Below are 20,779 nucleotides of genomic sequence, written 5' to 3'. Positions count from 1 at the left end.
AAAAATGGAAGGTTTCAATGGTGGCGGCGCATGAACCACGCCTCGGGCGAGCTGTGCGCGAAATCCTGGAAGTCGCGGATCAGGTGCGACTGGTCGAAATAACCGAATTGCAAGGCCACTTGTGCCCAGTCCGGCTGCCCCGCCAGGCTTTGCATGCCGGCGCTGGCAGCGCGAAAACGGCAGATACGGGCAAACAATTTCGGGCTGATGCCGACGTGCTGGCGAAATTGCAGCGCCAGGTGCTGGCGCGACACGCCCAATTGCGCGGCCAGTCCCTCCACGCGCACCTGGCCGGATGCGCGTTCGATGGCCGCGATGGCATGTTCGGCCGCGCCGGCCTGGTGCAGTGGCGGCGCGCTGCGCAGGCGCAGCAGCAGATAATCTTGCAAAACAGAAACTCTTTGCGCATTCGACAAGGGCTCGCTCCACAGCGCGTCACCCAGGCGTGCCGCCAGCTCGCGGCCCCACAGTTGCCGCAGTCCCGTGCGGCCATCGCTCAGTTCGCACAGGGGCAGCTGGAAGAAGCGCGCCGCCGCGCCCGGCTTGAAGCGGGCCGCCACCGTCTGCACCAGGCCCAGACTGGCGACGGCAATCGGCGCCGTCATCATGCCCACGGCAAAGCTGGCATCCTGCTGGTCCTGGCACAGGATGTCGATGCAATTGTCGGGCAAGACCTGGTGCGTGACGGGTGTGGCGCCCGTCTGCACGCGGCAGGTCCAGACGCAGTCCAGCCAGGGCCGCAGGGCGGGAATGGGCAGATATTCCTGGTAGACGATCATGGCCGGCTTTGATGCAAAGAACAAGATTGCCCATATATTACACAGCATAATTGTGCGCCGGCCAAAATTTGCCAGGCCGGGCCGCCAGCGCGCCGCGCTATCGGGCGGCGACAACCAGTATAATGCTCGGTTCATATCCACTATTGGCCGCACATCATGCAAGATAAATATAGTCCCGCCGACGTCGAACAAGCCGCCCAATCGCACTGGAAGGCGATCGACGCCTACAAAGCCGTCGAACACGACCCGCGTTTCCCAAAAGGCAAGTATTTTGCCTGCTCGATGCTGCCTTACCCTTCGGGCAAGCTGCACATGGGTCACGTGCGCAACTATACGATCAATGACGTGATGTACCGCTACCTGCGCATGAACGGCTACAACGTGCTCATGCCGATGGGCTGGGATGCGTTCGGCATGCCGGCGGAAAACGCGGCCATGGCCAACAACGTGCCGCCCGCACAATGGACGTATTCGAACATCGCCCACATGAAGCAGCAGATGGAATCGATGGGCCTGGCCATCGACTGGTCGCGCGAAATGACCGCCTGCAAGCCCGAATACTACAAATGGAACCAGTGGATGTTCCTGAAGATGCTGGAAAAAGGCATCATCTACAAGAAGACCGGTACCGTGAACTGGGATCCGATCGACCAGACCGTGCTGGCCAATGAGCAAGTGGTCGATGGCCGCGGCTGGCGTTCCGGCGCGCTGATCGAAAAGCGCGAAATCCCCATGTATTACGCGCGCATCACCGATTACGCGGAAGAGTTGCTGGCGTATGTGGACGACAAGCTGCCGGGCTGGCCCGAGCGCGTGCGCACCATGCAGACCAACTGGATCGGCAAGTCGACGGGCGTGCGCTTCGCTTTCCCGCATGCCATCAAGGATGCCGAAGGCGCCCTGATCGGCGACGGCAAGCTGTATGTGTTTACCACCCGCCCTGACACCGTCATGGGCGTGACCTTCTGCGCCGTGGCCGCCGAGCACCCGCTGGCCCTCCACGCCGCGCAAAGCAATCCCGCGCTGGCCGCCTTCAACGCCGAATGTAAACTCGGATCCGTCATCGAAGCGGACATGGCGACGATGGAGAAGAAGGGCATGCCGACCGGCCTGTTCGTCACCCATCCGTTGACGGGCGCGCAAGTGGAAGTATGGGTCGGCAATTACGTCCTGATGACCTACGGCGATGGCGCCGTGATGGGCGTGCCGGCGCATGATGAACGCGATTTCGGCTTTGCCAAGAAATACAATCTGCCGATCAAGCAAGTCATCGAAGTCAAGGGCCAGGAATTTTCGACGGATGCCTGGCTGGAATCGTATGGCAGCAAGGACGGCGTCTGTGTCGCCTCCGGCAAATACGACGGCCTGCATTTCGCTTCCGCCGTCGATGCGGTGGCCGCCGACCTGGCAGACCTGGGCCTGGGCGAAAAGAAAACCACCTTCCGCCTGCGCGACTGGGGCATTTCGCGCCAGCGCTACTGGGGCACGCCGATCCCGATGATCCATTGCTTTGACTGCGGCGTGGTGCCGGTGCCGGAAAAAGATTTGCCGGTGGTGCTGCCGGAAGACTGCGTGCCGGACGGCACGGGCAACCCGCTGAACAAATATGAAGCTTTCCTGCAGTGCGATTGCCCGCAGTGCGGCAAGCCGGCGCGCCGCGAGACGGACACCATGGATACCTTCGTCGATTCGTCGTGGTACTACATGCGCTATACCTCGCCAGGCTCGAACGATGCCATGGTCGACGCGCGCAACGACTACTGGATGCCGATGGACCAGTACATCGGCGGCATCGAACACGCCGTCATGCACTTGCTGTACGCGCGCTTCTGGACCAAGATCATGCGCGACTTCGGCCTGGTCAAGTTCGACGAGCCGTTCGTCAATCTGCTGACGCAAGGCATGGTGCTCAACGAAACATATTATCGCAAGGACGCGGTGGGCAAGACCACCTGGTTCAACCCGGACGACGTGCGCCTGTCGCTCGATGACAAGGGCCGTCCGCAAAGCGCCATCCTGGTGGCCGATGGCCAGCCGGTGGAAATCGGCGGCACGGAAAAAATGTCGAAGTCGAAGAACAACGGCATCGACCCGCAAGCGCAGATCGAGCAGTACGGCGCCGATACGGCCCGTCTGTTTACCATGTTCGCCTCGCCGCCGGAACAGACGCTGGAATGGTCGGGCAGCGGTGTTGAAGGCGCGAACCGCTTCCTGCGCCGCGTGTGGAACTTCGGCTACGCCCAGTCAGCCACGATTCAAGCCGCGCTGGCTGGCGGCGCCGCACCGGCCACGGGCGACGCGCAGAAAAACCTGCGCCGCGAATTGCACAAGCTGCTGCAGCAAGCCGATTACGACTTGAAGCGCATCCAGTACAACACCGTGGTGTCGGCCTGCATGAAGATGCTCAATACGCTGGAATCGGCCAAGCTGGACGATAGCGCGCAGTCGAAGGCGCTGATCGCCGAAGGCTTCTCCATCTTCCTGCGCCTGCTCAATCCTGTCGCGCCGCACATCACCCACGTGCTGTGGCAGGAACTGGGCTACGCCGGCGTGCACGGCGACCTGCTGAACGTCGCCTGGCCGCAGGTCGACCCGCAAGCGCTGGAGCAGTCCGAGATCGAGATGATGATCCAGGTGAACGGCAAGCTGCGCGGCTCGATCACGGTGTCCAAGGATGCGGACAAGGCCAGTATCGAAGCGGCCGCGCTGGCGTGCGAAAGTGTGCAAAAGTACGTCGAAACCACGCCGAAGAAGATCATCGTCGTGCCAGGCAAGTTAATCAGCATCGTGGTGTAATCATGACGACTTCCTCTCAAGTATCGCTGTTGGGCCGCCGCGCTGTGCTGGCTTTGGGTCTGACCGTTCTGCTGTCGGCCTGCGGCTTTCATTTGCGCGGATCGAACGGCAGTTTCATGCTGCCGTTCGCGACGATGTACATCGGCTTGCCCGAGACATCGCCGCTGGCGATTGGCCTGAAGCGCTATATCCGCGCCATCGGCAGCACGGAGGTGGTGAGCACCAAGGATGGCGCCGACGCTGTCCTTGAAGTGCTCAGCGACCCGGAGAGGAATCGTACCAAGACCATTTTGTCGCTGAACAAAAATGGCCGCGTACAAGAGTATCAACTCGGCTATTCGATCAATTTCCGTGTCGTGGACAAGGCCGGCAACCAGTTGCTGGCACCGACGACCATCAGTCTGGTGCGCCCGATTACCTTCGACGAGTCGCAGGTACTGGCCAAGGAAAGCGAGGAGGCGGCGCTGTACCGCGACATGCGCAACGACCTGGTGCAGCAGATCATGCGCCGCCTGGCCGCCATCAAGCCGGTGTTGCCGGCCATGTCAGTGGCGCCAGTGACGCCGGTCGCGCCGGCAGCCCCGCAGCAGTAACGGGGACGCCATGCAATTGCGGATAGACGCGCTCGACGGGCATGTGGCCAAGCCGCTGGCGCAGCTCTATGTGATCACCAGCGACGAACACTTGCTGGCGCTGGAAGCGGCCGACAAGATCCGTCGCGCGGCGCGTGCGCAGGGCTACTCCGAGCGCGACGTACTGACGGTGGAGCGCAGCTTCAAGTGGGGCGAACTGCTGGCGGCGAACCAGGAGCTGTCGCTGTTCGGCGATAAAAAACTGATCGAGCTGCGCATCCCCACCGGCAAGCCGGGCAAGGATGGCGGGGCGGCGCTGCAAAGCTACGCGAAAAACCTCAGTCCCGACAACCTGACCCTGATCACCTTGCCCAAGCTGGACTGGGCCACGCAGAAGGCGGCCTGGGTCGCCAGCCTGCAGCAGGCGGCCGTGTATATCGAGATTCCGAATGTGGAACGGGCGCAGTTGCCGGCCTGGATATCGCAGCGCCTGGCCGCGCAGGGCCAGAGCGCGGAGCGCGCCAGCATCGACTTCATCGCCGAACGGGTGGAGGGCAATTTGCTGGCGGCGCACCAGGAAATCCAGAAACTGGGCTTGCTGCACGCGGCGGGCAAGCTGACGTATGAGCAAGTGCAGGACGCGGTGCTGAACGTGGCCCGCTACGATGTCTTCAAGCTGTCCGAAGCCATGCTGGCCGGCGATCCGGCGCGCCTGGTGCGCATGCTCGAAGGCTTGAAAGGCGAGGGCGAGGCGCTGCCGCTGGTGTTATGGGCCGTCTCCGAGGAAATCCGCACGCTGTTAAAATTGAAGGCCGGCATGGCACAAGGGCGCCCATTGGGCGCGCTGCTGAAGGAATACCGCATCTGGGGACCGCGCGAGCGGATGATGGAACCGGCCCTGCGGCGCATCTCGCTGCCCGTGCTGGAAGCGGCGCTGCAGCAGGCGGCGCAGGTGGACAAGATGATCAAGGGCTTGCGCGCCAAGGGATATGCAGGCGATGCCTGGGATGCCATGCTGCAGCTGGGCCTGAAGATCGCCCGAGGCTAGTTTTTAACTATATGGATACGAGCATGGACATCACAGAATATATGCAGGACGTGGGCACGCGCGCGCGCGCCGCTTCGCGCGCCATGGCGCGTGCCGACAGCGCCACGCGCAACCGCGCCCTGACCCTGATCGCCGCCGCCATCGTGCGCGACGCGGACCTGCTGCGCGCGGCCAACCAGCGCGACCTCGATGCGGCTGCCGCCGCCGGCCTGGCACCGGCCATGCTGGACCGTCTGACCCTGTCCGACGCCGCCATTGCCACCATGGTCGAAGGCTTGACGCAAATCGTCGCGCTGGCCGACCCGATCGGCGAGATCTCGAACATGAAATTCCGCCCGACGGGCATCCAGGTGGGGCAGATGCGCGTGCCGCTGGGCGTCATCGGCATCATCTATGAAGCGCGTCCGAACGTGACGGTGGACGCGGCCGGCCTGTGCATCAAGAGCGGCAACGCGACGATCTTGCGCGGCGGCTCGGAAGCGATACACTGCAACCGCGCGCTGGCCAAGCTGGTGGCCGAGGGCTTGCTGGGGGCAGGTCTTCCGGCCGATGCCGTGCAAGTGGTCGACACCACCGACCGCGCCGCCGTCGGCGCCCTCATCACCATGCCGCAATACGTCGACGTCATCGTGCCGCGCGGTGGCAAGGGCCTGATCGCGCGCCTGATGGCCGAGGCCACCGTGCCGATGATCAAGCACCTCGATGGCATCTGCCACGTATACATCGACGCCAAGGCCGACATCAGGAAAGCGATCGATATCGGCTTCAACGCGAAGTGCCACCGTTACGGCACCTGCAACACCATGGAAACCCTGCTGGTGTCGCGCGCCATCGCCGCTACCGTGCTTCCGCAGCTGGCCGAACTGTACCTGACCAAGCAGGTGGAACTGCGTGCCGATCCGGAAAGCCATGCGATCCTGGCCGCCGCCGCTTATCCGCACCTGGTGCCGGCCACCGAGGAAGACTGGTCCACCGAGTACCTGGCGGCGATCCTGTCGATCAGGATTGTCGACGGCATCGATGAAGCGATGGACCACATCAACCGGTATTCGTCCAAGCACACGGAGTCCATCATCACGGAAGACTACAGCGATGCGCTGCGCTTCCTGCGCGAAGTCGATTCCGCCTCGGTGATGGTGAACGCGTCGACGCGTTTTGCCGATGGCTTCGAGTATGGCCTGGGCGCCGAGATCGGCATCTCGAACGACAAGCTGCACGCGCGTGGCCCGGTGGGACTGGAAGGCCTGACATCGCTCAAGTACGTGGTCTTTGGCCACGGCGAGGTCCGCAAATAGTCTCTTTCGCGGGTTGCCCACAAGGCGGCCCGCGCTCGCATTTTTCTCCACCTCTGACACTGGGAACCCCATGCTCTTTCTCTGGACCAAAGCCTTCCACATCATCTTCGTCATGTCCTGGTTTGCCGGCCTGTTTTATTTGCCGCGTATTTTTGTGAACCTGGCGATGGAGACGGAAACGGTGGCCACCGAGCGACTGTTGCTGATGGCGCGCAAGCTGTACCGCTTCATGTCCCTGCTGGCGTTGCCGGCGATGGTATTGGGCCTGGTGCTGCTGTGGATGCTGTACGGCGGCGGCGAGGGCCGCATGAAGATTCCGGGCTGGATGCATGCCAAATTGACATTTGTGGTGCTGCTGCTCGGCTACCACCATGCCTGCGGCGCCATCCTGCGCAAGTTCGAAAAAGGCGTCAACAAGCGCAGCCACACCTGGTTCCGCTGGTTCAATGAAGTGCCGGTGCTGATGCTGCTGGCCGTCGTCGTGCTGGTCGTGGTCAAGCCTTTCTAAGGGAATCGAGATGAGCGCAAGCCAGAGCAAAGTCGTGCAGTATTTCTTCGCGCCCCACTCGCCATGGACCTACCTGGGTCACGCGCGCCTGATGGCCATCGCCGCGAAGACGGGCGCCCAGATCGACATTCGCCCTTTCGACCTGGGCAAGGTCTTCAGCGTCTCGGGCGGCCTGCCGCTGGCCAAGCGCGCACCGCAGCGCCAGGCGTATCGCCTGGCCGAACTGGCGCGCTGGTCGGCCTTTTTGCAAGTGCCATTGACCTTGCAGCCAAAGTTCTTCCCCGTCTCGCCGGAAGCGTCGGCCAAGCTGATCATCGCCACGCGCCTGGCGCACGGCGTGGAAGCATCGCTGAACCTGGCGCACGCCATCATGCGCGGCCTGTGGGCCGAAGAGCGCAACATCGGCGACGAGGAAACCCTGGTGCAGATCGCCGTCGATGCGGGCTTTGAAGGCCGCCAGTTGCTGAAAACGTCGGAAACGGCCAGCGTGCAGGCCGAATACGATGCCAATACGGATGCGGCAACGGCCGCCAGCGTCTTCGGCTCGCCGTGGTACATCGTCGATGGCGAAGGGTACTGGGGCCAGGACCGCCTCGATTTTGTCGAGCGGGCGCTGGAGACGTTGTAGGTCGGATTAGTGCTGCGCGCGTAATCCGACAAGTTTTGAGATTTTTAGTTAATTGTTTTTCAACGGATAAAAGGTACACCATGGCTTCATATTTTTGCCCATGCCCGCGCGGCATGGAAGCGGCGCTGGCCGAGGAACTGGGCGAGATCGCCCAGGATAGTTCGACCATGAAGGTCCACAACCAGGTACCGGGCGGCGTACATTGCTCGGGCGACCTGCTGGACTCCTACCGTATTAACCTGCATTCGCGCATCGCTTCGCGCGTGCTGATGCGCATGGCCCATTCCGGCTACAAGACGGAAAACGATATTTATGACCTGACCCTGGCGCAAGCCTGGGAAGACTGGTTCGGCGTGCACCACACGATCCGCGTCGACGTCACGGCCGTGAAATCGCCGCTGCGCAGCCTGGAATTCACGACATTGAAAATCAAGGATGCGATCTGCGACCGCTTCCGCGACCAGTTCAACGAGCGTCCATCGGTTAACACCAAGACACCGGACATGCGTATCGTCGGCTTCCTCGACGCGCACACGTTTACCGTCTACCTCGACACTTCGGGCGAAGCCCTGTTCAAGCGCGGCTGGCGCGAAGAGACGGGCGACGCGCCGCTGCGCGAAAACCTGGCCGCCGGCCTGTTGCGCGTGTCGGGCTGGAAGCCGGGCATGGTGCTGTTCGACCCGATGTGCGGTTCCGGCACCATCTTGGCCGAAGCGGCGCAGATGCTGCAGGGCATTCCGCCCGGCGCCACGCGCCAGTTCGCCTTTGAAAACTTCCACGACTTCGATCCGGCGCCGTGGAATGCCATGAAAAACGCCATCAAGGTCAATCCGCTGCCAGCCGAACCGACGATTTTCGGCAGCGACATCTCGGGCGATATGGTGGCCATGACGCGCCATAACCTGCGTTGCGCCGGCGTGCGTTTCGACGTGCCCCTGAAACAGATCGAGGCGCAGGAAGTCAAGCCGCCAAGCGACGTACCGGGCATCATGCTGACCAACCCGCCGTACGGCGAGCGTATCGGCGTGCGCGGCGACAGCACCATCCCGGAAGACGAATTGTCGACCTCCTTCTATTCGGCCATGGGCACGACCCTGAAGCAGCGCTTCGCCGGCTGGACGGTGTTCCTCTTCACGGCCGACCTGGGCCTGCCCAAGCTGCTGCGCCTGAAAGAAGCGCGCAAGACGCCTTTCTTCAACGGCGCGCTGGAATGCCGTCTGTTCCGCTTCGATATGGTGGCAGGTTACAACCGCCGCGAAGAAGCAAAACCTAAAAATATCTGATTAAACCTACTGCGCGTCGTGACTTGCGGCCTGCGGTGCTCACCGTACTAAAGTACGGTTGCGCTCTCGGCCACAATTCACTTCCGCTCGCTACGGTTTTCTCAGATATTTTGGCAGCTGAGAAAGCCGGATGTGTCACCCTGGATCCGCCATGTTTCCCATCCCTCCGGCGAGTGTGCCGCCCGACCCGGTCACGCCCGTTCCGCCTCCCACCCCGAGCCACATGGCGCCGCTGAGTCGCGGTGCGCTGGCCATGCTGCTGGCGGGCCTGTCGATGCTGGGGCCTTTGTCGATCGACACCTATCTGCCCGCCTTTGGCGCGATCCAGGGTTCGCTGCAGGCGTCGCCGCTGGAAGTGCAGCAGTCGCTGACGTTCTACATGCTGGCCTTTGCCGGCATGGTGCTGTGGCATGGCGCGATCTCGGACACCTTTGGCCGGCGCAACGTGGTGCTGGTATCGCTGCTGATGTTTGCCATCGGCTCGCTCGGTTGCGCTTCGGCGCACACGGTGCATTATTTATGGTTCTTCCGCATCCTGCAGGGTGTCTCGGCCGGTGCCGGCGTGGTGATCAGCCGCGCCATCATCCGCGACCTGTATGCCGATGCGGCGGCGGCGCGGCTGCTGTCGCTGGTGACGATGATCTTTTCCATCGCCCCCGCCGTCGCGCCGATTCTGGGCGGCTGGATCGTCATCTGGTTCGACTGGCGCTCGATTTTCCTGTTCCTTGCCTTTTACACGGTGGTGCTGCTGGCGTTCTGCTACTGGCGCCTGCCCGAAACCCTGCCGATGGAAAAGCGCCAGCCCTTCAATCCCCGTTTCCTGGCATCGAGCTATGGCCAGATCCTGCGCTCGCCCCTGTTCCACATCAAGGCCGGCATCGTCGCCCTCAATTTCGCGGGCCTGTTCCTGTTCATCACGGCCGCGCCGGAAATGCTGCCCAAGCAGCTGGGCCTGGGGCCATCGCAATTCGCCTGGCTGTTCATTCCTTGCGTGAGCGGGATTTTCATGGGCGCCCTGGCGGCCAACCGCATCGCCGGCAAGGTCACGTTCGCGCGCCAGATCGGCATCGGCTTTGCCTTCCTGCTGTGCGCTGCCAGCGTCAATGTCGTGTACCACCTGTTCCTGCCACCATCGCTGCCCTGGTCGGTGCTTCCCCTGTTCTTCTACACCTTCGGCATGTCGCTGGTGGGGCCGGGCGCGACCCTGCTGGCGCTGGACCTGTTCCCGCATATCCGCGGCACTGTCGCCTCGTGCCAGTCGTTCGCCAGCACCTTGCTCGGTGCCGTGGTGGCCGGCGTGATCTCGCCCCTGCTGTCCGGTTCAGTGCTGTGGCTGGCCTCGGGCCAGCTGGCATTTACAGCTCTGGCGCTGACGCTGTGGATGATCTCGCGGCGCTTTCGCCACCGTTTGCTGGGTTCCTTCAAGGCATAAGTTTCCATGGCAGAACGCTGGATTTATTTCAACTTAATTTTCTATATTGCAATTAATATTGGATGCTATGATAAGATGACTTTTTCCCCGGCATCCTCTCAGGCAGTCTATTTTTGGGTTACAGGAGTGGAGGATTCCTCTGGACGTGGCCGCGCTTCGCTGCTGAGCGCTCATCCTTTTCGAACCGGCAATGCCTGATACGATGCAACAATCTGATCAAGATATTCGCAATCGCCTGCTGATTGCCCGCCTGCCGGCCATGCCGCAGATCCTCATCAAACTGATCGCCCACTTGCAGGCCGACGATGCCGGCATGCCGGAGCTGGCCGCCCTGATCGGCAAGGATGCGGGCATGACCGGCAAGATCCTCGGCGTGGCCAACAGCTCGGCCTACCATCGCCAGGGCAAGGTCGTCAGCCTGGAACAGTCGCTCGTGTCGCTGGGTACGGACATGATCAAGACCCTGGTCATCAGCGAATCCGTCTTCCAGACCTTCAACAGCTTTCCCCATTCCGGCAGCACGGATTTGCGCGCCTTCTGGAAAAGCTCGCTGTCGGTCGCCGTCATGGCGCGCGCGCTGGCCAAGGCCATGGCCTATCCGCACGTCGAGGAGGCGTATCTGGCAGGCTTGCTGCACAACGTGGGCCGCCTGGCCTTGCTGGCCACGGCGCCGAAGGAATACGCGTTCAATTTCACGGCGCGCGACGATGCCGCCCTGTGCGCGGTGGAGCAGCGCACCTTGCAGATCACGCATGCCGAAGCGGGCGCCTGGCTGATCGAGCGCTGGCAGCTCGATTCCTTCCTGGCCGACAGCGTGCTGTATCACCATGAACCGCTGGCGCGCCTGGAAGCCAGTCATCCCTTGATCCGCATCGTGCGCCTGGCGCACCTGCTGTGCTGCCATGCCGACGATGCGGAATCGATTGCGCAGGCGGCGCAATTTTGCGCGCTGGAGCTGGAGGTACTGGAAAACCTGGCCGGCGGCGTCGCGCGCCAGGTGCAGCAGGCCGCGCAGCACTTGGGCATCGACCTGGCCGGCGCGGACGATATCGCCACCCCGCCCGCGTATGCGCCGCCATCCGTCGATCCGGTGCAGCAGCGCCTGTCCGACGAAGTGCGCAACATGGTGCTGGTATCCGAAGTGGGCCAGACCTTTGCCCGGCAGCAGGGCGAGAGCAGCCTGCTCGAAGCCATCACGCGCTCGGCGCGCATCCTGTTCGATTTCGACACCGCCATCATCCTGCTGCAAAACCCCACCGGTCATGCGCTGGTGGGCGTGGCGGCGGGCGAACATCAGCAGCGTCTGGCCGGCTTCTCGATCCCGCTGGCCAAGGGCGGGCCCCTGGCCGCCGCGGCGCTGGAGTGCCAGCTGGCCTTTTTAAAACGCGACATGCCGGCGCTGGGCATCGTCGAGGAGCAGCTGTTCCGCATTCTCGGTACCGACAGCCTGGTTTGCGTGCCTTTGGTGGCGGGCCAGCGCAGCCTTGGGGTGCTGATCGGCGGCGTGGCGGCGTGGCAGATTGCCGCTTGCCAGAAGCGCGAGGGTTTCCTGCGCGCGTATGCCAACCAGGCCGCCACGGCGCTGGAAACGGCCGTCAATGCGCGCGGGCTGGCACGGCGCCAGCTCGATCACGTGGCCGAGGAATACCGTGCCGCGTCGCGCCGCGTCGTGCATGAAGTGAATAACCCGCTGTCCATCATCAAGAACTACCTGAGCGTACTCGATCACAAGCTGGAGAAACAAGAGCCGGTCAGCGGCGAGATGGCTATCCTGAACGAAGAGATCGACAGGGTCGGGCAGTTGATCGGCGGCCTGGCCGATCTGCAGCCGGTGGCGTCTAGTGGCGTGACCGATTGCGCGCGCGTGGTCGACGATGTGCTGCGATTGTTCCGCGCCACGGACTTCCTGCCGCCGAAGATCGAGGTGGTCACGCGCATGCAGGACGCGCCATGCGAGGTGGAGGCCGATGCCGACATGCTCAAGCAAATCCTGCTCAATCTGCTGAAAAACGCCGTCGAAGCCTTGCCCGATGGCGGGCGCATCGAAGTGGCGAACCGTGGCCACGTCAACCGCGACCGCCGCCTGTATCTGGAACTGTGCGTCAGCGATAATGGCGCCGGCCTGGCGCCCGAGGTGCTGGCGAATCTGTTTTCTCCCGTACGCAGCAGCAAGGAAGGGGCGCATCACGGCCTGGGCTTGTCCATCGTGCATGACCTGGTCACGCGCCTGCATGGCGTGATCGGCTGCCGCAGCAGCAAGTCCGGCACCTCGTTCGAAATTCTGCTGCCCATTCCCTTGCCGGCGAGCGCTGCAGCCGCGCTGCCCGCGCCCGGCAATACCGCCCTGTCTTCGTAACCTCCATGAACTCCTCCGCCATTCCATTTGACCTGGAAAACAGCCCGCGCATCCTGCTGGTCGATGACGAGCCCCGCCTGCTCGCTTCCCTCCACGAATTGCTGAAGGACCGCGGCTACCAGCTGTACACGGCCACCTGCGGCAGCGAGGCGCTGGCGCAGTTGTCGAAACTGCGCTTCGACCTGATCCTGCTCGACTTGCGCCTGCCCGACATGAGCGGCCATGAAATCATGGACCACATCAACCGGCGCGGCATCGAGGGCGACGTCATCGTCATGAGCGGCGACGTCGGCATCGAGGCGGCCATCGGCGCCCTGAAGCGTGGCGCCTACGATTACCTGCGCAAGCCTTACAGCCGCGAGGAGCTGCTCAAGACGGTGGAGAACGCGCTGCAAAAGCGCAAGCTGGCGCTGGAAAACGAGCGCATCGCGCTGCAGCTGGAAAACTCGGAAAAGATGTACCGCTACCTGGTCGACAGCTCGCCCGATATCATCTATACCTTGAACCACGAAGGCCGCATCACCTTCATCAACGATCGGGTGCACCAGTTGCTGGGCTTTAGCCGCGAAGAGCTGATCGGCAGCCATTATTCGATCCTCGTGCATGATGAAGACCAGGAGCGCGCGCGTTATGCCTTCAATGAGCGCCGCCTCGACGAGCGTGCCTCGCGCAATGTGGAATTGCGCCTGAAGTGCCATAGCGGCAGTGGCAGCGACCGTACCTTCAACAACACACTGATGACGATTCCGCTCAATTCGATCGGCATGCACGGCCTCGATCACGACGCCAGGAAGCAGGAATACTTCGGCACCTATGGCGTGGCGCGCGACATCACCGACCGCAAACGGGCCGAGGAAGTCATCTCCTACCAGGCTTACCACGACATCCTGACGGACCTGCCGAACCGCATGCTGTTCAAGGACCGCCTGGGCCTGGCCGTGATCCAGGCGCGGCGCAAGCTGACGGAACTGGCCGTGATGTTCATCGACCTGGACCGTTTTAAACTGGTCAACGATACCCTGGGCCACGTGAAGGGCGACGAGTTGCTGCAGCAGGTGGCGCTGCGCCTGAAGGATTGTTTGCGCCGCGGCGATACGCTGGCGCGCCAGGGCGGCGATGAATTCACCATCGTGCTGCCGGAACTGCGCGACCGCCAGGATGCGCGCCTGATCGCCGACAAATTCCTCGAATGCCTGCACCAGCCCTTCGACCTCGATGGCAACCAGGTGCATATTTCGGCCTCGATCGGCATCGCCATCTATCCGGGTGACGGCGAGACCATCGACGAGCTGCTGCGCCATGCCGACATCGCCATGTACCAGGTCAAGGCGCTGGGCAAGAACGGCCACAGTTTTTATCACGAGTCCATGCTCGATGTATCGCACCAGAAGATCGCGCTTGAGCAGAGCTTGCGCAAGGCGCTGGAGCTGAACCAGCTGGAGATGTATTACCAGCCGCAGGTGGACGTGATGACGGGCCGCATCGTTGGCGCCGAAGGCCTGATGCGCTGGAACCACCCGCAGCGGGGCTTGCTGACGGCCGGCGAATTTTTGCCGTTCGCCGAGGAAAACGGCTTGATGCTGCCGATCTCGGACTGGATGCTGGGCGCCCTGTGCCGCGACCTGGTGCAGTGGAACGCGGCCGGCGGCGAAGCCGTGCGCCTGTCGCTGAATCTGTCGCCGCAATACCTGGACCGGGGCGATTTTTTCGAAAAGATGCGCGGTGCGCTGACGCGCTACGGCATCGCGCCGGAAAAGATCGAAGTGGAAATCACGGAAAACATCTGCATCCGCAATCCGCAATATGCGATCGAGCAGTTGAACAAGCTGTGCCAGCTGGGCGTGTCGGTCGCCATCGACGATTTCGGCACCGGCTATTCCTCGCTGTCGTACCTGCACCGCTTCCCCATCCACACCATCAAGATCGACCAGTCGTTTGTGAAGGAAATCCACGACGAGCACGGACACTATCCCGTGATCCTGGCCATCATCTCGATTGCGCGCGGCCTGGGCCTGCACCTGATCGCCGAAGGCGTGGAAACGGAAGGCCAGGCGCGCTATCTGCAAGACAAGGGTTGCACCACGATGCAGGGCTATCTGTACCACCGGCCCATTTCGCTGGGCAGCTTCATCGGCGTGCTGCAGGAGCAGAACCGCCTGATCGCCGATACCGCCCCCGCGCTGTCGCAGACGCTGGCCATCGAGGCCTGAGCCATGCCGCCTGCCGCTCCCCGCTCCACGGCCGCACATTCCACAGCTGCTCATTACACAGCTGCGCATTACACGGCCGACTACCTGCGCCTGAAAGGGCTGGCCGAGAAGGGCAATGCGAATGCCCAGCATAGCCTGGGCTTCATGTATTTCAACGGCCAGGGTATCGAGCAAAGCTATGCGCTGGCGCTGCACTGGTATGGCCTGGCTGCCGCGCAGGGGCTCGAACACGCGCAATACAACCTGGGCGTGATGTGCCAGAAGGGACAGGGCGTGGCGCAGGATTTTGTGCAGGCCGCGCACTGGTACCAGCAGGCGGCCGAGCAGGGTTACGCGGCGGCGCAGTACAACCTGGGCTGGCTGTATGCCAAGGGCCAGGGACTCGCGCAAGATAGCGGGCAAGCCATGCTGTGGTTCAGCCGCGCGGCCGAGCAGGGCGACGCGGGCGCGCAAAACAATCTGGGCATGATGTATGACAATGGCAAGGGCGTGCCGCAGGATTTCGTGCAAGCCATCAATTGGTATCGCAAGGCGGCCGAACAGGGCTATGCGCGCGCCCAGTTCAACCTGGGCCTGCGCTACGACAATGGCCAGGGCGTGCGGCAGGACCGCCAGCAGGCGACCGCCTGGATGCGCAAGGCTGCCGAGCAGGGCTATGCGCCGGCCCAGTTCAACCTGGCGCTGCGCTATGAAAACGGCGACGTGCTGCCGCAGGACAGCAGGCAGGCGATCAGCTGGTACCGGCGCGCGGCCGAGCAGGGCCACGCTAGTTCGCAGTTCAATCTGGGCCTGATCTACGACAATGGCCAGGGTGTGCCCTGCGATAAACAGGCGGCGCTGGCGTGGTACGTGAAGGCGGCAGGGCAGGGCCACGCGGCGGCCCAGCACAACCTGGGCCTGCACCATGAACATGGCGCGCAGGACTATACCCGCGCGCAGGTGTTCTACCGCCAGGCGGCCGGGCAGGGTTTTCCCGCCGCGCAGTATCAGCTGGGACTCCTGCATGAGCATGGACAGGGCATGCCTGCCGATGCGCAGGAAGCCATCTTCTGGTACCGCAAGGCGGCCGACCAGGGACATGTGCGGGCGCAATTCGACCTGGGCCTGCGTTATGAACATGGCCAGGGCGTGCCGCAGGATCTGTCGCTGGCGCTGGAGTGGTACCGCCGCGCCGCCGAGCAGGATTACGCGCCGGCGCAATACATGCAGGGCGTCTTGCACGACCGCGACGATGGCCCTGCGCCCGACAGCCAGCAGGCCTGCGCCTGCTATTGCCGCGCCGCCGCGCAGGGCCACAGCCTGGCCCAGTTTGCGCTGGGCCTGCGGCACGACAATGGCCAGGATGTGCCGCAGGATTATGCTGCCGCCTGGGACTGGTACGCGCTGGCCGCGCGCCAGGGTCATGCACGGGCGCAAATGAATCTGGGCTTGATGGCGGCCAGCGGCCAGGGTGGCCCGCTCGATTTGCAGCAGGCGTATATCTGGCTGTCGATGGCGGCGGCGGCCGGCGTGGCCGGTGCGGAAAAATCCTTGCGCCAGACAGCGGCGCGCATGCGCGAGACAGATCTGGCGCGGGTACGCGAACATCTGGCGGCGATAGCAGGCTGAACTGCGCCGCCGGCGTTAGCGTGCGCGGATACAACAGCAGGTGCTGTATAGTCCTTTCCCTCCGCCATCTGCGGACCCCCTTGTTTGCCCCGGACACAACAAATTGCTGCAGTATTTGCAGTTTTGATGTGCTAATGTTCCAGAAGAAGGTGGTCTGTATAGTCTTTAGAAAAGGAAAACCATGCGCCTGAACTCTTTCCCTGGCTGGCCGGCCGCCATCCTGTGCGCGCTGGCGCTGCTGTCGTCCGGCGCAGGCGCCGCCAGTCCCCTCGATGCCCTCAGCAACCAGGATGCCAGCAATGGTTTGAAAGCGGCGCTGCAAGCCGGTTCCGCCGCCGCCGTATCGAAACTGGGTGTCGAAAATGGTTTCCTGAACAACGACAAGGTCAAAATCAAGCTGCCCCGCATCCTGGAGCAAGCCCAGCCTTTGCTGAAAATGACGGGCCGCGGCCAGCAACTGGACGATCTGGTGGTGGCGATGAACCGTGCCGCCGAATCGGCCGTGCCCATGGCCAAGCCTTTGCTGCTCGATGCGGTCAAGTCGATGAGCGTGACCGATGCAAAGAATATCCTGTCCGGTGGCGATACTTCTGTCACGGATTTCTTCCGCCAGAAGACCTCGGCACCGCTGGCCGTCAAATTCCTGCCCATCGTGAAATCCGTGACCGACCGTTCCGGCCTGGCCAGCAAATACAACAGTACCATGAGCCAGATCGGCAAGACGGGACTGGTGCCGCAGCAACAATCGACGGTGGAAGCTTACGTGACCGACCGGGCGCTTGACGGCCTGTATCTGATGATAGGCGAGGAAGAGAAAGCCATCCGCAGTAATCCGCTCGCGTATGGCAGCAAGATTATCGGCAAGGTATTTGGCAGCTTGAAGTAGTGGCTTGCCGGATAAAACGAGGGACGGGATCGCACACGGCGTAGGCGGAACAGCCGGCGAATGTCGTGTTCGCGAAACAGCTTAAGCATTTGCTACAAGAAAATAATGTTAAAATTCCGTGACATAAATTCTTGCATGCATGACTTATTATTTTAGTGATGCAAGAGTTTTCGATTTGTTAGCGGCGAACTGATGCGTGACATTAATCAATGTCCCCATGGTTGGCCTTTTTTCGTTTCATTCACGTTCCCTCAGGCTCGTTGATTTTCTGAATAGAATGTCAGGAATTCCAGGTGCAGGATATTTTAGGTAGCCGGATTTGTTAAGCGTACTCAGAAAATCAATTAAATATACCTGGTGTGGCTGCTTGGTGCTTGGCGCGCCTTCGGCGATTGCCGCGACGCCGAATCATGGCGGTCAATCCGGGTATATCAATATGCCCAGCGCCGTGGTGGAAACGGACGGTACCTTCAGCGTCGGCTATAGCTACGATAGCCCGTACGGCCAGTTATGGGTCACGTCGGATATTCTGCCTTTCCTGCAAATGACGGGACGTTATGTGTCGATCACGGGCATTCCTGGTTTTACCAACGTGCCCGGTGAGTATGGCAGTGGCTATGGCCGCTACAAGGATAAAGTCGTCGACGGCAAATTGCGCCTGTGGACGGAAACGGAGTGGATGCCGTCGGTCGCCGTTGGCATGACGGATCTGTTCGGTACCGAGCTGTTCAAGGGGCAATATGTGGTTGCCACCAAGACTTTTGGCGCCAGCAAGAATATCGAAGCGAGCCTGGGCTATGCCCATAAACGCCCGGACGGCGTGTTTGCCGGCGCGCGCTGGACGCCGGCCGCGCTGCCGCGCTGGTCGGTGGTGGCCGAGTACGATACCACCAATTATCTGCGTGACTTCCGCGCCAGCGAAACGAATGCCGGCAAGCGCCGCAAGGGCGCCTCCGTGGGCCTGGAGTACCGCTGGGGCTGGCTTGCCCTGCAAGCGGCACGCAACCGCGACCAGTTCAGCCTGAACGCTTTTGTCAGCATTCCGTTTGGCGAGCGCGAGTTCGTCCCCAAGGTGTACGAACCGGCGTATTTTGTCGACGACAAGAATCCACCGCCGCTGCCGAGCAAGGAAGAATGGCACCGCGACGCCGTGTACGGCGCCGATCTGGTGAAGGCGCTGGTAAAGCAGGACTACAAGAATATCCGTGTCGAGCAGGAAGGCAATACCCTCAGCCTGAGCCTGACCAACAGCCGTATTTCGAACATGGGCCGCGTCGTTGGCCGTGCCGCGCGCACTGCCGTCGCCTTCACGCCGAAGGGCGTGACGGCCCTGCGCATCACGTACACCAAGCTGGACCAGCCGATCGCCACCTACGAATTCTTTGATTTGCCAAAACTGAACGACTATTTGGCAGGCAAGATCGACCGCAAGGCTTTCCTCGACGTGGTGCTGCTGCGCTATCCGGAGAAAAGCGATGTCATCCGGGATGATCAGCAAAGCTGGCTGAAAGAATTCCTCGACACGCCGGCGCCCGTCGTGGCCGCTGCACCGGTACCGGCTGCGGCACCTGCCAGCGCATCGGCTCTCGCCATTGCGCCCACAGCGCCAGTCCTTGCGCCGGCGGCGCCCGCGCCCACAGCCGCCAAGGCAGCCGATGTCCTCAAGGACGACGGCAAGCTGGCCGTCGGTGTCGGCGTCGATGGCGACGTGGTGCAGATCAAATCGCTGGACCGGGAAGCGAACCGTTTCAAAATCGCTCCCAAGGTGGGCTTCTTCTTCAATGATCCGAGCGGCGCCTTCCGCTATTCGATTTCGGCCGTGGCCAACTACGATCGCCGCCTGGGCGATGGCCTGTACCTGAATAGCGCCGCCAGCCTGCAGTTGCTGGAAACGGTATCGGGCGTCAAGCAGCCATCGAACAGCAACTTGCCGCATGTGCGCACGGATGTGGCGGAGTATTTGCGTGGCGGACGTTTCTCGTTGAGCCGCGTCTTGCTGAACAAATATGACAATCCCGCCGAGCGCGTGTATACCCGCCTGTCGGCCGGCCTGTATGAAGACATGTTCCGCGGTGTGGGCGGCCAGGTGCTGTACCTGCCGAAGGACAGCCGCTGGGCGGCCGACGTGGCCGTCGATGCCTTGCAGCAGCGTGGTTTCAAGGGCTTGCTCGACTCGCGCGACTACAAGACGGTGACGGCGATCGGCTCCCTGCACTACCGTTTGCCGCACGACATTACCGTCACGGCGCGCGCCGGCCGCTTCCTGGCCAAAGACACGGGTGTGCGCCTGGAATTCAAGCGCCGCTTCCAGTCCGGTATCGAAGTGGGCGCCTGGTACACGCATACGAACGGCAACGATATCACCAGTCCTGGCACGCCATCGAAGCCATACCAGGACCGTGGCATCTTCCTGTCCGTGCCCTTGAACAGCATGTTGCCGATGGACACGCAGTCGACGGCCGGCTTCGCCATCTCCCCATGGACGCGCGACGTGGGGCAGATGGTGGCCTCGCCGGGCGACCTGTACGACATGTTCGAGCGTCCGCGCGCCGACATGCACAGCTACGATGGCCTGGGTAACTTTGCCGAGCGCCCGGACGAACAGCACCTGCCTGCCGTCAATCCGCCAGACCGGCCGTTTGTCAGCCCATGGCCCGCCATGCGCGCGCGCCTGGAGCAATCCGCATCGGCTACGCCGAGCGCCCCTGAATGGCTCAAGGCGACGGCTGTGGTCGGGGGCGTGGTGCTGGCATCAGCCCTCAGCGACAAACCCGTCGACCGTTTCGTCAAGAAACATCAAGATTCCAAGGTGTACCGCAACTGGGACAAGCTGGGCAAGGCCATGCCATACGCGGCAGTGGGAGCGGCGGCGGCCGCCTTCGCCCTGGGTGATGAGCGCATGCAAAATACGGGACTCATTTCCCTGCAATCGGTTGCCGCGGCCACGGGCGTGGCGGTGGTGGGCAAATATGCGTTTGGCCGCGCCCGTCCGGAGGAAGACCTCGGAGCGTGGAGCCGTGTCGGCAGCGGCAGTTCCCGTTCGAATTCATCCTTCCCTTCCGCGCATGCCGCCATCGGCTTTGCCGCCGTGACGCCGTTTGCCAAGGAATACGATGCGCCATGGCTATACAGCGTGGCTGCCGTGGGTTCAGCCGGCCGCGTATTTGGCCGCAAGCACTGGGTGTCCGACACGGTCGCCGGCGGCATCGTCGGCTACGCTATGGGCAGCTGGCTGTGGCACGCGCAGCGCGACCAGAGCAAATCGGGTTTGTCGATCAATCCGGGACCGAAGGAAATTAGCGTGACCTGGCAAGCCAAATACTAAGCGAGCAATAGATCTGCTTACCTATAAAACATTATTCATCCAGACAAAGACCA

At 62.4% G+C, this 20,779-nt stretch carries 15 protein-coding genes; 14 read left to right on the top strand and 1 reads right to left on the bottom strand.

What is annotated here, in order from left to right:
- Positions 1-14: 14 nt before the first annotated feature.
- On the bottom strand, positions 15-803 hold the full coding sequence (locus tag O0882_RS07385; protein WP_289946550.1) for a helix-turn-helix domain-containing protein: 789 nt from the start codon (positions 801-803) through the stop codon (positions 15-17).
- Positions 804-935: 132 nt separating this feature from the next.
- On the opposite strand from O0882_RS07385, the gene leuS reads away from it, so the two are divergent.
- The 14 genes from leuS (at position 936) to O0882_RS07315 (ending at position 20,726) form a co-directional block, all read left to right on the top strand.
- Positions 936-3,575 (top strand): leucine--tRNA ligase, encoded by a 2,640-nt coding sequence (leuS, locus tag O0882_RS07380; RefSeq protein WP_289946547.1) that lies wholly within the window; start codon positions 936-938, stop codon positions 3,573-3,575.
- Positions 3,576-3,577: 2 nt separating this feature from the next.
- Complete coding sequence (lptE, locus tag O0882_RS07375) at positions 3,578-4,168, top strand: LPS assembly lipoprotein LptE (protein WP_289946545.1); 591 nt, start codon at positions 3,578-3,580, stop codon at positions 4,166-4,168.
- Between the two features lie 10 nt (positions 4,169-4,178).
- Positions 4,179-5,195, top strand: a complete 1,017-nt coding sequence (gene holA / locus O0882_RS07370; protein WP_092802781.1) for a DNA polymerase III subunit delta — start codon at positions 4,179-4,181, stop codon at positions 5,193-5,195.
- A gap of 23 nt (positions 5,196-5,218) precedes the next feature.
- Entirely contained in the window at positions 5,219-6,490 is a 1,272-nt protein-coding gene (locus O0882_RS07365; protein WP_289946542.1) for a glutamate-5-semialdehyde dehydrogenase, read from the top strand.
- A gap of 70 nt (positions 6,491-6,560) precedes the next feature.
- Positions 6,561-6,998 (top strand): CopD family protein, encoded by a 438-nt coding sequence (locus tag O0882_RS07360; RefSeq protein ID WP_289946540.1) that lies wholly within the window; start codon positions 6,561-6,563, stop codon positions 6,996-6,998.
- A gap of 10 nt (positions 6,999-7,008) precedes the next feature.
- Positions 7,009-7,626 (top strand): 2-hydroxychromene-2-carboxylate isomerase, encoded by a 618-nt coding sequence (locus O0882_RS07355; RefSeq protein WP_289946538.1) that lies wholly within the window; start codon positions 7,009-7,011, stop codon positions 7,624-7,626.
- Between the two features lie 113 nt (positions 7,627-7,739).
- Positions 7,740-8,909, top strand: coding sequence for a class I SAM-dependent RNA methyltransferase (locus O0882_RS07350; protein ID WP_141172846.1), 1,170 nt, complete (start codon positions 7,740-7,742; stop codon positions 8,907-8,909).
- 151 nt (positions 8,910-9,060) lie between these two features.
- A complete protein-coding gene (locus O0882_RS07345; protein ID WP_289946536.1) occupies positions 9,061-10,341 on the top strand; it encodes a multidrug effflux MFS transporter in 1,281 nt (426 codons plus the stop codon).
- 6 nt (positions 10,342-10,347) lie between these two features.
- Complete coding sequence (locus O0882_RS07340; protein WP_289946534.1) at positions 10,348-10,539, top strand: hypothetical protein; 192 nt, start codon at positions 10,348-10,350, stop codon at positions 10,537-10,539.
- Between the two features lie 4 nt (positions 10,540-10,543).
- On the top strand, positions 10,544-12,697 hold the full coding sequence (locus O0882_RS07335; protein ID WP_289946532.1) for an HDOD domain-containing protein: 2,154 nt from the start codon (positions 10,544-10,546) through the stop codon (positions 12,695-12,697).
- Between the two features lie 5 nt (positions 12,698-12,702).
- Positions 12,703-14,907, top strand: a complete 2,205-nt coding sequence (locus tag O0882_RS07330) for an EAL domain-containing protein (RefSeq protein WP_289946530.1) — start codon at positions 12,703-12,705, stop codon at positions 14,905-14,907.
- A 3-nt stretch (positions 14,908-14,910) separates the two neighbouring features.
- Complete coding sequence (locus O0882_RS07325; RefSeq protein WP_289946528.1) at positions 14,911-16,515, top strand: SEL1-like repeat protein; 1,605 nt, start codon at positions 14,911-14,913, stop codon at positions 16,513-16,515.
- 181 nt (positions 16,516-16,696) lie between these two features.
- On the top strand, positions 16,697-17,401 hold the full coding sequence (locus O0882_RS07320; protein ID WP_289946527.1) for a DUF4197 domain-containing protein: 705 nt from the start codon (positions 16,697-16,699) through the stop codon (positions 17,399-17,401).
- Positions 17,402-17,771: 370 nt separating this feature from the next.
- A complete protein-coding gene (locus O0882_RS07315; protein ID WP_289946526.1) occupies positions 17,772-20,726 on the top strand; it encodes a YjbH domain-containing protein in 2,955 nt (984 codons plus the stop codon).
- Positions 20,727-20,779: the final 53 nt, after the last annotated feature.

The organism is Janthinobacterium sp. SUN073, assembly GCF_030397665.1.
GTDB lineage: Bacteria > Pseudomonadota > Gammaproteobacteria > Burkholderiales > Burkholderiaceae_D > Janthinobacterium.
This window is presented reverse-complemented; position numbering and strand designations above follow the sequence as displayed.

Bases quoted from the DNA above. Each gene is read 5' to 3' on its own strand.
- O0882_RS07320 (WP_289946527.1), top strand. From the start codon at position 16,697: ATGCGCCTGAACTCTTTCCCTGGCTGGCCGGCCGCCATCCTGTGCGCG.
- lptE (WP_289946545.1), top strand. From the start codon at position 3,578: ATGACGACTTCCTCTCAAGTATCGCTGTTGGGCCGCCGCGCTGTGCTG.
- O0882_RS07330 (WP_289946530.1), top strand. From the start codon at position 12,703: ATGAACTCCTCCGCCATTCCATTTGACCTGGAAAACAGCCCGCGCATC.
- O0882_RS07335 (WP_289946532.1), top strand. From the start codon at position 10,544: ATGCAACAATCTGATCAAGATATTCGCAATCGCCTGCTGATTGCCCGC.
- O0882_RS07350 (WP_141172846.1), top strand. From the start codon at position 7,740: ATGGAAGCGGCGCTGGCCGAGGAACTGGGCGAGATCGCCCAGGATAGT.
- O0882_RS07340 (WP_289946534.1), top strand. From the start codon at position 10,348: ATGGCAGAACGCTGGATTTATTTCAACTTAATTTTCTATATTGCAATT.
- holA (WP_092802781.1), top strand. From the start codon at position 4,179: ATGCAATTGCGGATAGACGCGCTCGACGGGCATGTGGCCAAGCCGCTG.
- leuS (WP_289946547.1), top strand. From the start codon at position 936: ATGCAAGATAAATATAGTCCCGCCGACGTCGAACAAGCCGCCCAATCG.
- O0882_RS07345 (WP_289946536.1), top strand. From the start codon at position 9,061: ATGTTTCCCATCCCTCCGGCGAGTGTGCCGCCCGACCCGGTCACGCCC.
- O0882_RS07365 (WP_289946542.1), top strand. From the start codon at position 5,219: ATGGACATCACAGAATATATGCAGGACGTGGGCACGCGCGCGCGCGCC.
- O0882_RS07355 (WP_289946538.1), top strand. From the start codon at position 7,009: ATGAGCGCAAGCCAGAGCAAAGTCGTGCAGTATTTCTTCGCGCCCCAC.
- O0882_RS07360 (WP_289946540.1), top strand. From the start codon at position 6,561: ATGCTCTTTCTCTGGACCAAAGCCTTCCACATCATCTTCGTCATGTCC.
- O0882_RS07325 (WP_289946528.1), top strand. From the start codon at position 14,911: ATGCCGCCTGCCGCTCCCCGCTCCACGGCCGCACATTCCACAGCTGCT.